Consider the following 14,351-nt stretch of genomic DNA (forward strand, 5'->3'; position numbering starts at 1 on the left):
ATAAGGAAGAAAACAGGCGAACGTCACATCCGACATCATAACAAGTCTGTCTCTACAAGCACTAAATGGGGATTACCTAAGTTGGAGTGCCGTAATAGGCTATGACAGTTTCGTGTCTAAATATCCAATATGGTAACGGAAATCCCGTAGTAGTCAGAGCTAGGGAAAGCCTAGTACACGGCGAAGGGGATTAGCTTGTTTCGTTTAATAGAATCCAGGAAGGAGCGAGAGGCTCTATGAGAAATCCAGAGTTTGTATTAAACAGTCTAGTCCAAAAGTCCAATACTATCAATTTTAAGTACGAAAGATTATATCGAAACCTTTATAACAAAGAATTTTTCCTACTTGCTTATGCACGTCTAGCTTCAAAAGAAGGGAATATGACGAAAGGAATCGATGATTCCACTATAGATGGCATGAGTATGGAAAAAATAGAAAAACTGATTGAACTCTTAAAATCAGAAAAATACCAACCCAAACCAGTAAGAAGGGTTTATATTCCTAAAGCAAATGGAAAGATGAGACCCTTAGGGATACCATCTTTTGAAGATAAACTCATACAAGAAATCGTAAGGATGATATTAGAAGCAATTTACGAAGGGATTTTTTCAAACCTATCGCATGGTTTCAGACCTAAGAGAAGCTGCCATACGGCTCTTCAGCAAATTAAGAGTACATTTGGTGGAACAAGATGGTTCATCGAAGGGGATATCTGTTCTTTCTTTGACAATATTCATCATCATACTCTTGTCACACTTCTGAGAAAAAGGATACAAGATGAAAAATTTATCCGTCTTATTTGGAAGTTCTTACGTTCAGGTTACATGGAAGAATGGCAATTTTATAAGACGTATAGTGGCACTCCCCAGGGAGGCATTATAAGTCCGATTTTATCCAACATATATTTACATGAACTAGACCGATACGTAGAACAATATATCCAAAATTTTAACAAGGGAACACGACGAAAGACAAATCGAGAGTACAAAATCCTAGACAGTAGGATATATAGACTTCGAAAAAAAATGGAACTGTATCCAGTAAAATCTCCAGAACGAATGGAACTCTTACGTGCAATCGAAGAACTTCAAAGACAAATGAGGCAAATACCTTGTGCAGATCCTCTTGATGAAGGTTTTAAACGTCTCACATACTGTCGATATGCGGATGATTTTATCTTAGGTGTGAGTGGTTCGAAAGCAGATGCAGAAAAAATTAAGTTGGAATTATCAGGTTTCCTTCAAAAAGAACTCAAACTTGAGCTATCGAATGAAAAAACATTAATTACTCATACTAGTAAATTTGCGACATTTTTAGGATATAAACTTACGATGTGTAAAGATGAGTCCATTACGAAAAATAATTTAGGAATTAAGAAAAGGCATCACAGTCATAAATGTAAACTGTATGTCCCGAAAGAAGTTTGGGTAGGAAAAATAAAGGAATTCGGTGTTTTGAAAATTGATAAAAATGGAGTTTGGAAACCGGTACACAGACCATACCTTCTACAACTTAGCGATATAGAAATAATAAGTATCTATAATGCGGAAATAAGAGGTCTCTATAATTATTACAAACTAGCAAATAATGTGAGCGTATTATATAAGTTTATGTATTTTATGAAATATAGTCTTTACAAAACGTTTGCAGCTAAATATAAAAAAACGATGCGAAAAATAATCAAAAAATATAGCCGCAACAAAATATTTATGGTCTCTTACGAGACAAAAGAAGGTACGAAATATAGGGCGCTCTATAATGAAGGATTTCCTAGAGAATTGAGACCAATGAAGCAACAGCAAATTGATACACTTCCCAATAAAACAATGTACACATGTCGGACAGAATTAACCCAAAGACTTCTTGCCAATCAATGTGAGTGGTGCAAAGAGGAAGGTAAATCTGTTGAAGTACATCATGTGCGAAAGTTAAAAGATTTAAAAGGAAAGAGTAAATGGGAAGTAAAAATGATCGCAAGGAAGAGAAAAACAATGGTGTTGTGTAAGACATGTCATCAAGATTTACATGCGGGTAAACTAGATTAACAAGTGGAGAGCCGTATACCCTGAGAGGGGTACGTACGGTTCGGAGGGGAGTTCATGGAAACCTACCATGGAAACATGGCAAGGCGCTGGGTACTTACCCTACATTTACGGTAGAACAGCGATTGTAGATATTGATCCTGTATTCGAAGAATTGGCACATGCATTTGATTCCTCTACCAAAACCGATGAAGAACGTTCCATGCAAATGGCATAAAGCGTAGTACAATACAGGTAAGAAAAGTCTAAATTATCTGTATATGGAGGATGAGGGAAATGAAAAAGATGAAATTCGTATCTGGAATGTGTGTGGCAGGGATGTTAGTAATTGGGGGAATGGCTGGCTGTGGAACGAACGAAACAAAGAGTACAGTAAACCAACAAGAAAGCCAAAAAGAAAGAGATATGAAGGAATCGGATAAGGCTGCAATGGAGTATGTAAGAGCGTTTATTGAAGTAGACACGGTTAAATTAAATGAGCTTTTATATAACAAATATAAATTCTATGAAGAACATGTAGTTGATCCTGGCACAAGTAAAGAAATGGGAGAAAGATACGATTTATATCGATACGATTTAAAGGAAGGGAAAAAAGAGTATTTTTATAAAGTCCAGTATTATCATCCTGTAAAAGAGACAAAGAGTACGATGGAATTAAGAATAGTGAAAGATGAGAAAGACGGAAAGTGGAAAAATTATGAATGGTCATGGGATACACACTACAATGTTAGTGATTTTGCAGGGAGTATAAAACCAATACATGTTCATAAATGGGGGCAAAAGGAATGAAAAAATTACTTTCACTTTGCATGATCTTTGTATTTCTACTCATGCCGCTAGGGTCATCAGTTACCCTAGCGGAAGAGGAAAAAAAACAAGAACAAACAGGGCAACGGATATCAGAGAACTTGTTCAAAGGATATACAGATGAAGTTTATAAAGATAAGTATTATGAGATTGATACAGAGTCTCCCAAGAAGGATGAAAAAGGAACGTTAGAAAAAATAGGTGGCTATTTATTTGGAGACGACAGTGTAGGGCAAGATATTCAACGTATGATTTATACGACTTGTCAATGGTTTGTAAACTTGGCCTTTAAACTGAACATCATGTTAACACAACTCACCATGTTTTTAGTGGATCAAGCGTTGAATTTAGATATTGTTTCGGGGGTAGCGGATAAATTAGCAGCATCCATGCAAAATATCTCTGGTATTGGTGAAGGTGAAGATGGGAATGTAGGCTTTTTAAGTGGAGGGTTATTTCCGTCTATCATTAGCTTGATGTGCGTATTATCAGCATGCTATGCAGCGTATGTCTTTTTTATAAAGCGTCAGCCTACAGCGGGATTAAATGAATTGGTGAAAACAGTGTTAGTGATTGCGTTTATCCTAGTTTTTATTGGAAATGCAGGAACTGTACTGAAAACTGCAAATACAATTAGTTCGGAAGTTAGTACAACGATTTTAGCGAAGGCAACAGGTACAGTCGCTGGAGATCCAGGTCGCTCACAAAAACAAGCAATATCTTCAGTTAAGAAACAAATTTGGAGTATTTTAGTAGAAAGACCGTACTTATTTATGCAGTATGGGGAAGATTCAAAGGAGAAAATTGGTGAAGAACGTGTAAATGAATTATTAAAAACAAAATCTGGAAAAGAAAGAAGTAATATTGTCAACAAAGAAGTAAATGAAAAGAAAAACCAAATGATGAAATTAGATTCTGTAGGGGATCGAATAATCTTCACGATTATTTATTACATCGTGAACACATTTATAGGAATTCCTATTCTTGCATTCTGTTTGCTGATTGTAGCTTTCCAATTATGGTTCCTTGTCATGAGTTTAATTGCACCAATTGTTTTAGCTGTAGCTTTATTACCAGGGCATCGTAAAGTCATTGAGAGCTGGGTAACACAATGGATTAGACCGCTCGCATTAAAAGTCTTAATGTCTATTATGTTGGTTATTATTTTCACAGTATCAGAGTTATTGTATGTGTTACCAGAAGCAGGGCTTGCGGGATATGTATCAACAATGGTGTTCCAAATTATCGTGTTTATCTTATGTTATATCTTCCGTGACAGCATTACAGCATCCTTCAAGAAAACAAAAAATATTTATAGAACAGTGACAGATATCTCGCTGATGACAGAGAATTTTGCAAATCGCGGAAAAGAAATGGCAACGGATGTCGGTGGAGCAGTAAGTGAACGAGTTGGAGATCATTTTAACTCGGCAGCTGAACTAGTTGCAGCTGGTGAGCCAGAACCGATAGAAAAGGGAGAAACAAAAGAAGAGGAAGATAAGAAACCAAAACTCGCGAAAGTAGATGTTCCAGCCGATTTGTCAGCTTATGAGAAGAATGAAGAGAGCGAAGAAGACGAAGAAAACAGTAAAAGTAAACAACTCATTTCTTTACAAGATCATAGACAAGAAGAGCAAGAAGATCCAGAACAAAATGAACAGGATATGCCAGAGCAACAACTTGCACGATTGGATCCAGAAGAATTAGAAAAAGCAATGGAAACAGCTGAAGAAGCGGGAGCAATAGATACTGAAAATCAGGACCAAGATAGAGAATATGCGAGTTTAGGAGAATTTACAAATACAACACCACTAGAAGAGAATCTAGAGGAGTTACCACACTTAGGTATTCCACAAGAACATATATCCGATGACATAGTACCAAATGATCCAGTAGCATTAGATGAAAATGTTATTCCAAAAATCATGCCAGAACAAATAGGCACTGAAGGAGTTATTTATCCGCAAGATACAGATATAGATGTAGAGTCAACTATACAAGAAAATATAACTGAAACACCTACCATTTCAGCACCAAGGGAAACGGCAACTATTCCAGATTTAATTCCAGCTGCAGTAAACCCAGATGGAGAAATTCGTCCAAAACAAGAAATCGGGATTCCGGTAACGCCATCAGAAATTGCAAATACAAATGTAGGTTCTATGGCGTCACAAGGTGTTATTGAAACGCCAATTGTATCTACACCAGCTGAAACCGTAACTATTCCAGATTTAATCCCAGCAACCATAACCCCAGATGGAGAAATTCGCCCACAACAAGAAATCGGAGTTCCAGTACTGCCATCAGAAATTGCAACTTCAACTATTCCAGTAAATACACACGTGGATGCTGTGGTACCACAAGATGTTATTGAAACACCTAGTGTATCGACACCAAATGAAACAGTAACTATTCCGGATTTAATTTCAGCTACAGTAAGCCCAGATGGGAAGATTGAACCACGACAAGAAATTGAAGTTCAAACACCACCTGTTATTCCGGATGCTATAGCTGCTGGAAGTGAAGATTGGAACTTGCCAACACAGGAGCCGAAACAATTAAATCATCTAGACTCAATGGAAGACAAATAACATTCTAGAGTGTGAGGGTATCCCTCACCTCTAGTTCCAATATGGGAAGGGGGAAGTAGGTGATGAAGGCACAAATTAAAGAGCACATCGATGAGATGGTGCAAGAAGAACTTGTAAAGAATACGCAAAAAAAGAAAAAGAAAAAGAAACCTGGGAAACTTCGAATCTTTTTCTTTATCTTACTTGCTAAGATTTTCGGTGTGTTATTGTTTTTTAGTTTCCTTGTATTTGTATTGTTTGGGCAAGGAATTGGGAAGAAAGAGGAGACGACGCCATCATCTACGGTCCAAAGTAATGGGATGACAGTGTGTCGTCCAGGTGGGAAGACAGTGACGCCGGAAGAAATCCAACCGCATTTAGGTGGTGTGTTCACGGGGCAGGCACAGTCTTTTTTAAACGCAGGAACACAAAATCAAATTGATCCTGTTTTACTAGCAGCGATAGCGAAACTAGAGACAGGGAACGGTACTTCAAACGCTGTTAAAAATTATAATAATCCAGGTGGTTTGATGGACCCAAGTAGTTCTCAAATGAAGGGATTTCAGAAGTTTGCCACACTTGAAGAAGGGATTAGCGCCATGGCGCGCAACTTATATAAAAACTATATTGGCATGGGGATTACAACGATTGAAGCAATTGGCGCCAAATATGCCCCACCAGGTGCCGCAAATGATCCACATGGTACGAATGGGTTGTGGCCCATATTGGTAACGAAATTTGTCGGTCAAATGGGAGGGCTGTCGTTTAATTGCGAAGCTGGGAAGCCTGGGGGCGTCGTGGATACAGGAACAGCAAGTTCGCAAGGTTTTATCCGTCCGATTGCACAAACAACGATTACAAGCCCATTTGGCCCACGTTGGGGTACGATTCATAAAGGTATTGATTATTCTTGCCAAGACGGTGTCACCGCAATAGCTTCGTCGAAAAGTGGGGTTGTAGAATTAGCGAAGTTTGGCGAAGGCGGTTCTGGGTTCGGCGGCTACGGAAATGTCGTTGTAATCAATCATGGAAATGGATATTGGAGTCTATATGGCCATATGTCATCTATTACGGTACAAGAAGGACAGAACATTGGAGTCGGCCAGCAAGTCGGTGTTTGCGGAAAGACAGGGCAAGTTACAGGGCCGCACTTACATTTTGAAATCAAAACATCCTTTACATTTGGGCAAGTCGATCCAGCGCCATTTTTACCACAATGATAGGGAGGAATGAGAATGAAACAAGGGATAGCAGCCATTCTAATTGTTGGGCTCGTAATCACAAGCACCTGGTTATGGAGTCAAAATCGTGCATTGCAAAATAAAGTGCAAAAAACAGAGAAGAAATGGACGGAACAAGTCAAAGAATTGACAGCAGAAAATAAATCGCTCCAAAAACGGATTACAGTGTTAACAGAAAATACACAAGACAAAGGGCAGGAAGTAGCAAAAAAATTCGTGACACTTCTGATGCAGCAAGATAATCAACAAAAAGAAAAGTCCGGATTAATGCAGATTAAAGAAATGGTGACAGGAGAGGCAAAGAGAAAGTTATTTGAAGCACCTGATGATGCACATGGACATTTGATGGATCCTTCGCTTCAGATTCAGACAAAAGCAAACATTACAGATGTGTATTACAGGAAGACGGCTGATAATAAAGCAGAGGTAAACGTGAAATACGATTATGTGGCTACGGTAAATAGTACAGAGCAACAACAAAAACACACGATGAAGCTTTATTTGATATTAGAGGAAGAAGAATGGTTTGTAGAAAATTACGAGTTTCAAATCAATGCAGGAATCGAAGGGCCATAATACGGAAATGGAAGGGGAGAGGATATGAATCAAAATATATTACACGATATCGGACATGAGATATTGCAGGAAACATTCTTACTCATTCGAAATGTATGTTCACATCCAGGAGAAGATTTTTATAGCATGAAATACGTGCGGGATATTGTTGATGCCATACATAATATCCCGCATTCTATTCAGAAACAGAGTGATAAGTTTTTAGAATTCGAGCTAAAATTGTTGCAAGAAACTTTACTGTATATGGATTTTGGAAAAGTAGCTGTAGAAAATGCTCCGTATTTTAGAGCATTTTCTACACATGTATATCATGTACTACAGAAAAGGCATGAAAGGATATAACACAATAGAAATGGGGCGGTGGGGAATGATCGCAATTGGAATAGGGCTGTCGGTTTTGCTGATAGCCTATTTGTGTATCCAGGTATATCCGTTTCAAGAGCAAAAGTTAGAACAAGGTAAATATGATGGATATGGTTTTTGGTTTATTCTTTGGACTGGATTCTCTATGTATATATCTGATCATGTTTTGCAAGAAAGTGAATTGCAATGGGGCATCAAAATGGGAGGAGTCATTTTGATGACAGGAATTGGAGTTGCATGTGTGGGAAAACAGCTTATATATGATTTGAGACATAAAAAATTACCATTTCAAAGAAAATGACTTTTCAGATTCGCTTGTAATCCTTTTTAAATGAAGTGTGAATACATTTGGTATTAAGTGACGTTTTTTTCTTTATTCGTTTTATTAGATAGCTCAAATGGTTATAGGGGTATGGCAACCAAAAGCGAAATATGGGGCCATATGCAATAATTTTCCAAAACAAAACCAAATATTGTAACAAAAATGGTGTTAATTCATATTGTGACAAATTATTTTTGGTACAGTATTTAGTTACAGCTAATTCAACAGTTAGGACATTTATATTTTCAAATAGAAAACGTAACAAAAATGTTCGTTTTTGTTACAGTTTTCCCTCTATATTAAAGAGAATTGGAATTTATTTGCATATGGCCCCAGAAAATCATTTTGGTTGTCATACCCCTTATAGGCAGAAAAAGGAGAGGGAAATGATTTTTTCAAGGGTAATTGCATATATTTTTTTAAGTATTGTAATTTTTCAAGGCTATTGTAGCAGGGTTAGCTGGGATTGTGAAGAAACATAGTGTAATCGTGAAAATATACAAAAATAAAACGCATGTCAAGGTGAGTTGTAAGTGAACTTTTGGAAAGGAAGTGGGGAAATCGTGATACATCGGTATGAAATTGATTTTTCTGTGATGTATGATGGAAAGGTAACAGACTTACAATCAGCAATTATTCCAGCACCTTCTTTAGAAGAAGCAAACATGAAATTACAATTGGAAGTAAAACGACGGTTAGGGAAATGTCGTGTCAAAATTGATCATACAAGTTTACTTGTTTCAGAGGATAGTCGATACACAATTAGATGAAATAAAGAGAAGAGTCTTGCGAATAGCAAGGCTTTTTCATTTGGAAATGGACATGAATCTTTCTTGAAAAGATTTCATCTGAACGGAGACTTTTGAATGTTAATTTAGATGTTGTGCGGTAGTAGAAATGTCAAAATTGTATTTCGTTTTTTATAAGAGCTTTTTGTGGAATAGAGACATATTTCTAAACAAAATCATCTATTCCAAGGGGGTATTAAGTTGCCGTTTTGAGAGGTGTCTTTTTCTTTTAAAAAGCCGACTGAAAATCTAAGTTAAACATTTTCGTTATAAGGTTCTTAAGGAAAGCAGGTGTATGTACATAAGTTATGCACCCTAACATAGACTTAAGCACACATACCTAGACATATGTGCTTAAGTCTATGTGACTATCGTTATGTGACAGATGGAGAGAATTTCGGAGTTATGGAGCATCAAAAATCTATTTTGGATACAAAACATAAGAAAAGAGTGCTTCTACTGATTGAAATGGCTAGATTATATGATGAAGTGGATAATTTTAAAGTGATTGAAAGTGTCTTGGGAAGGGAGTAGATTTTCTGTTATGATAGAAAAAGTAATGAATCAGCGAGGTGAAAGTAATGATTTTTTTGTTTCGATTTGATGTGACAGACAAGGGAATGGATTTTATTCTAAATGAAGAAATAGCAAAAGATATGTATCCTGACTTGGAAGAAATGCTCCGTGATGTAGTGAAATCTTTATGCTCCATGCTTGATTACTATAAAGTCTATAACAAAGAGAAAACCATCTTTTCAGGAGTCATTCACGATAATGGGGAAGCTGAGGTTACACTCAGTAAAGGTTTGGGAAAGTACATTGACGCATATACCAAGAATCAAATTATCTTTGAGCATGGAAAACTAATTACTGAACTTTGTACCACAATCATGGATCGGAGATCGGCAGAAGCCAAATTAAAAGGAGAACGATGGTAGCGTATCGTTCTATTTTTATAAAAAGTTTGATTACATTGTAAGGATTAATTAGTGGCGAGTAGTTCAATGAAAATATGTGTTAGAAAAGCTTTATACATACGTAGAAAAATAGAGTACTCATGGCTCATTTGTTGTATACTAAAGAAGCTCAAGCAAGAACTATATTATGCGGTTTTAGGCATAAAAAAACGTCTTTTATCAGCACGTAAAAGACGTTTTTTTATTTGAACATTATAAATATAGCATGTCTTATGAGTAGTAAGACATGCCACGTTCAGAAAATGTGCTGACCCAGAAACGTATATTATCCCTACATAGCTTGTTGCACAAACAGAATCCGCAAGTTTATCATATCATAAATCAATGATGAAAAAGCGATATATTTCACCATTCCTTGTATATATTTCTAATTAGATGTATACTAAATATGGTTTCTTTTGTAAAATTTTTAGGTGTTTTTCAAGTCAATTTATGGTCGTTATCTAATCTATTGTATGTATCGGCAGTCGGGCTCTTATGTTCATCATAAGAGCCTATTTGCATGTTCAATTTGTTTTTATGTACAATAAGAAAAAAGAGATATTATCAGACAGGGAGAGGAAGCCCATGTCCAATCAAAAATTGGTCAATTTACGCATTGATTTTGCATTTAAACAATTATTTGGTACATCGGGAAGTGAAGAAATTCTCATTACATTTCTGAACGCAATGTTAAATAATTCGTTAGAATCACCGATTCAATCGCTTCAATTTGAAGACCCACATTTGCATAGGGAACATGAAGAAGATAAATTATCAATTTTAGATGTCTCCGCAACATTAGACACGGGAACTAGGATTAACATTGAAATTCAAATGAATAATCATCACGACATTCTAAAACGTTCCCTTTATTATTGGAGTAGATTGTATGCATCTCAATTAAAAAAAGGGAAGCCATATAGTTCCCTTCATAAAACCATTACCATTAATTTATTGAACTTCGCCATGTTTAAAGAATATGAAGATTTTCATACGACGGGGAAACTGTGGAATATACAACAGCAGCAACTCCTAAGTGACGATATAGAAATTCATATCGTTGAAATTCCAAAATTGCTACAGCAGTGGCGTGAGGAAAAAGTAAACCCATGGGAGGATTCGTTTGTTCGTTGGTTATTATTGTTACCAGCCAATGAAGATGAACATTTAACACATACACTGGAGGAGATTGCGATGAATCAGGATCCAATTTTACAAAAAGCGATGGATAAATGGGAACATATGAGTCAAGATGCTTCTTTTCGTAAAGAGTATGAAGCAAGGGAAAAAACTTTGATGGATGAAGCGGCCGGTATTGCACATGCATTAAATAAAGGGGTTCAACAGGGAAAACGTCAAATGATTCTGGGTATGCATCGATTACAAATCCCAATAGAAACCATTGCACAAGCAAGCGAACTAACGATTGAAGAAGTAAAGAAAATCATAGAGCAAGCATAAAAGAGGCGGACTTTGGACCGCTTTTTTTACGAAAAAACACAACAAAGACAGTTATGCCAGACTGTCTTTGTTGTGTTTGTGATTTTGCAAGCATTCGTACATATATATCATATCAAAATAGCTTCTACCATACAAAAGAAAAGCCTATACGTATAGAGTGTGTTGTGTAAATACTTCTCAAAGGGGTAGTTAAGACGATTCGTGCTCTAGTCCGTCAGCTACCTCCTGGTTCACAATGGTGCCCCATACACCCATCTGCATATTTCCAACCTACACCAGGTTCGTTAATATGATGCCCTGTATCTCCGTGAGCAGCCACCATTGCCATGTTGACCCTTCAACTCATTATTTCTGCGATTGTAACTTGGAATTCTATCTATATCTCTCGTGCAATTGAAACGTTACGGAATAATGGTATTCATATTCCAGAGGAATATATTCAGCACATCTCTCCATTAGGTTGGGAACATATCGCACTTACAGGAGATTATATTTGGAATTTAAATCAAGAATTGAATTTTGAAAACTTACGGCCACTACGGAAAAATAGAATAAAACAAAAATAAAAACACAGGGAAAATTATTTTCTCTGTGTTTTTATTCCTTAATAATATGTAAAAATATTCCTTAGCGTACAATTTTCTTTTTTCGGTCGTGTGCCCCCTTTAAGCAGAATGCTTTTATTTATATTCCTTTCGCAAAGCGGATGAGGTTAAATTTGCCGTATGCAAATACATACATTTTTATAATCATCAAAGATTTCAAAAGAAATTAAATAACCTGAGTCCATATAAATATAGAACTCAGGTTATGTAGCTGCACTTTTTAATTACACACTTTTCTTGTGTGATCCAGGTGTTACTGTAAAGTAGTATTTTGAACCTTCATATGCATAATTCGTATTTGCTAATGCAGCTGTACGCACAGGATCTTTAAGATCTTGCTTTGCTACAACACGAGATAATCCTTTACCCGGTTCTAATGTATAGTCTGTTTGTATTTTGTATACAGCTGCCGCATAGTCATTATACTTATAGTCAGGGTTATCTACTCTTGATATGTCAAATTTTACTTGCGAACTCGTTTGGTTTGAAACGTTTACAGTATGCTGATAACTAGCTGTTAAACTTGCACTAATCTCTGACGTAACGTCTGCAACAAGAGGAACAACCGATACTTTTATCCCCATTTTCCACCCAACTGTTGTCGCTATTCCAAACATATTTGTAGTTGATACACCCGAAGTTAACGTTTGATTATAACCAAATGCCGATGCGTCATCCTGTAGACCTGAGGCATTTGGCAGAAGTTTATAGTTTGTTTCTCGTTTTAGTTTACTTGTGCCATCCCATATATCGCCATATGCTCGATTTAAATCTTGTTGCATCTTAGCTTTCGCTTCTGCTGACAGTCCGAAACCTGGTACTCCTGCGAAAGCATAGTTTGAATCTGTAATCAGAGATAAATCTTCTGGATTATAATATCCAACTCTAATTTGACCATCGGCTTGTTTTTGAACAAAGTATCCTACACTTTTATATTTCTTTGAATCTACAACTACGGCCCACTGAGAAGTATTATCATCAGAGTCACCTAACGCTAATACATTATTTTGAGGGGTGTCAAATGGTTTGAAATATACAGTATCTCCTATATCGGTTGATTCAACATATGCAGTTCCATGATCAGGAATTGGATTATATGGATTCTCTGGGAGTAGTGGAAGGCCAGGATCGATATCGCCGTCTGTATCAAACTTAGTAAGTTTATTTTTGTACACAGGGGTCATCTTACCATTTTCCATTAGGTAACCCTGGGCCGTTCCTTCTTGTAGTGAAACTTCGTTTTTTTGTGTTTCCGCTGCAAAAGATGTAGCCGGTGCAACCGCAATCGCTGACATACTTAACATACTTGTAAGCGGTATAATAGTAGCTAACTTTTTATAACGTTTTCGCAATATAAACTCCTCCGTTTCTATGTATGGATAAAGTAGGATACTAGTAACCTACTTACTTAAGTATAAAGGGAAAACTGTATATTGCCTCCCTCATAATGGGTTTTTATAAAGGTAATATTGAGGTGTCGCCACAGTACTATTAAGTTGACTTAGTGACAGGTGAAGTAGGAAGCCAAGCGCCCTCAGGTCGCATCAACTCCCCCTTCCCGAACCGTACACATGCCACTTTCACGGCATACGGCTCTCCAAGAACCTACAAAACTATATAAGTCCTCTTTAAAAAATCGACATATCTGCACGTTGAATACGACTGAGGATTGCATCAGGATTTTATCAATAGATTCTATAAATTGATAGATTGAATCCACTAAATAATCCATCGTTTCATGATAACAATTTGCTAATAGGCCTCACGATACATGCCCATCAACTTAAGCATTTTTACTACCCCCAAGTACAAAAAAACGTTATTCTTTCTTAATAGACTATAAGGTAGTTGTAATTGCTTCGCAATAAAGTGTAACATGTTCTTAGGAACTTCACTTTTTCCTGACGGAAAACAGTATTCTAACTGAAAATATTTCAGTAGAACAGCAAAACCAACTCGAGTCGCTTTATGCTTACTTGTAATTAACGCTAATTCTTGAGGATTTAACATAAAAGCTTCAATTTCTTCGTTAATATTTAATTGTTGTTTCATAAAGTGCTCCTATCGTTGAAAGACATTGTCTATTGCTTGTTCCAAATCGGTCATTGAAGGTGCGGCATACATGCCCATCAACTTAAGAGTTGTGAACCTTTTTTATAAAAAACAAACATTTATGTTAATGATGAACCGCTATTTTTAACTATAATTTGGAAATTATCTTGCGGACCATAGCAGCTACCCTGTCAATAAGCCTAATAGTCCTATTTTGTTTGTAAAGGTATGGATAAAAAGATGATTTATTGGAATGATGTAGTATGAAGTATATATCTTTTGTATCTCAATATATAACTAATCCAAGAAATGTAGGTGCTGTACTTCCCGGTCCAAAGTTTCTTGCAGAAAAAATGATGGAAAGTATCAAATTTGAGAAAGCTAAATATATTAGACCTCTTCGAAAATTAAAACCGGATAGGAATTTATTGCAAAAAAATCCTAAAAAACACTTGGAAAAATGCGAGCTGACCAGAGAAGAAAACAAGCAAAATCAGGCACTAGCTATCAAGTACATCTTACTTATGGAATGTATAACTTTGAATTTTGATACTGAATAATTAAT

The 14,351-nt window shown here is 36.4% G+C and carries 13 protein-coding genes and 3 pseudogenes; 14 read left to right on the forward strand and 2 right to left on the reverse strand.

What is annotated here, in order from left to right:
* Positions 1–236: 236 nt before the first annotated feature.
* The 13 genes and pseudogenes from MHH55_RS33810 to MHH55_RS36635 form a co-directional block, all read left to right on the forward strand.
* On the forward strand, positions 237–2,045 hold the full coding sequence (locus tag MHH55_RS33810) for a reverse transcriptase/maturase family protein (RefSeq protein ID WP_289670104.1): 1,809 nt from the start codon (positions 237–239) through the stop codon (positions 2,043–2,045).
* A 67-nt stretch (positions 2,046–2,112) separates the two neighbouring features.
* Positions 2,113–2,259, forward strand: a complete 147-nt coding sequence (locus MHH55_RS33815; RefSeq protein WP_233937110.1) for an ATP-binding protein — start codon at positions 2,113–2,115, stop codon at positions 2,257–2,259.
* A gap of 59 nt (positions 2,260–2,318) precedes the next feature.
* Positions 2,319–2,831, forward strand: a complete 513-nt coding sequence (locus tag MHH55_RS33820) for a hypothetical protein (RefSeq protein ID WP_098954914.1) — start codon at positions 2,319–2,321, stop codon at positions 2,829–2,831.
* Positions 2,828–5,440 carry a CD3337/EF1877 family mobilome membrane protein gene (locus MHH55_RS33825; protein WP_098954915.1) on the forward strand — a complete coding sequence of 871 codons (2,613 nt, stop codon included), beginning with the start codon at positions 2,828–2,830 and terminating at the stop codon, positions 5,438–5,440. The genes MHH55_RS33820 and MHH55_RS33825 overlap by 4 nt, the downstream gene beginning before the upstream one ends.
* Positions 5,441–5,502: 62 nt before the next feature.
* A complete protein-coding gene (locus tag MHH55_RS33830) occupies positions 5,503–6,639 on the forward strand; it encodes a peptidoglycan DD-metalloendopeptidase family protein (protein ID WP_098954916.1) in 1,137 nt (378 codons plus the stop codon).
* 15 nt (positions 6,640–6,654) lie between these two features.
* Positions 6,655–7,236, forward strand: a complete 582-nt coding sequence (locus MHH55_RS33835) for a hypothetical protein (RefSeq protein ID WP_098954917.1) — start codon at positions 6,655–6,657, stop codon at positions 7,234–7,236.
* 24 nt (positions 7,237–7,260) lie between these two features.
* Positions 7,261–7,578: a hypothetical protein gene (locus MHH55_RS33840; protein ID WP_098680036.1), complete on the forward strand. Its 318-nt coding sequence runs from the start codon at positions 7,261–7,263 to the stop codon at positions 7,576–7,578.
* Positions 7,579–7,603: 25 nt separating this feature from the next.
* Positions 7,604–7,900 (forward strand): hypothetical protein, encoded by a 297-nt coding sequence (locus tag MHH55_RS33845; RefSeq protein ID WP_180255200.1) that lies wholly within the window; start codon positions 7,604–7,606, stop codon positions 7,898–7,900.
* Between the two features lie 584 nt (positions 7,901–8,484).
* The gene (locus MHH55_RS33850) at positions 8,485–8,691 is read left to right on the forward strand and encodes a hypothetical protein (RefSeq protein WP_098955005.1); all 207 of its coding nucleotides are present in this window, start codon (positions 8,485–8,487) and stop codon (positions 8,689–8,691) included.
* 599 nt (positions 8,692–9,290) lie between these two features.
* Complete coding sequence (locus MHH55_RS33855; RefSeq protein WP_098771068.1) at positions 9,291–9,647, forward strand: hypothetical protein; 357 nt, start codon at positions 9,291–9,293, stop codon at positions 9,645–9,647.
* A gap of 606 nt (positions 9,648–10,253) precedes the next feature.
* Positions 10,254–11,129, forward strand: coding sequence for an Rpn family recombination-promoting nuclease/putative transposase (locus tag MHH55_RS33860; RefSeq protein ID WP_098954918.1), 876 nt, complete (start codon positions 10,254–10,256; stop codon positions 11,127–11,129).
* A 335-nt stretch (positions 11,130–11,464) separates the two neighbouring features.
* Positions 11,465–11,695: pseudogene (locus MHH55_RS33865) on the forward strand (Tn3 family transposase); the annotation flags it as partial.
* A gap of 118 nt (positions 11,696–11,813) precedes the next feature.
* Positions 11,814–11,945 (forward strand): annotated as a pseudogene (locus tag MHH55_RS36635) (IS3 family transposase); the annotation flags it as partial.
* 13 nt (positions 11,946–11,958) lie between these two features.
* Here the strand turns inward: MHH55_RS36635 and MHH55_RS33870 are convergent.
* Complete coding sequence (locus tag MHH55_RS33870) at positions 11,959–13,086, reverse strand: hypothetical protein (RefSeq protein WP_100910637.1); 1,128 nt, start codon at positions 13,084–13,086, stop codon at positions 11,959–11,961.
* A gap of 481 nt (positions 13,087–13,567) precedes the next feature.
* Positions 13,568–13,786 (reverse strand): annotated as a pseudogene (locus MHH55_RS33875) (DUF4158 domain-containing protein); the annotation flags it as partial.
* 263 nt (positions 13,787–14,049) lie between these two features.
* Here MHH55_RS33875 and MHH55_RS33880 point away from each other — a divergent pair.
* On the forward strand, positions 14,050–14,346 hold the full coding sequence (locus MHH55_RS33880) for a hypothetical protein (RefSeq protein WP_233936892.1): 297 nt from the start codon (positions 14,050–14,052) through the stop codon (positions 14,344–14,346).
* Positions 14,347–14,351 lie beyond the last annotated feature (5 nt).

Source organism: Bacillus sp. FSL K6-2944 (genome assembly GCF_038005385.1).
In the GTDB taxonomy this organism is placed as follows: domain Bacteria; phylum Bacillota; class Bacilli; order Bacillales; family Bacillaceae_G; genus Bacillus_A; species Bacillus_A cereus.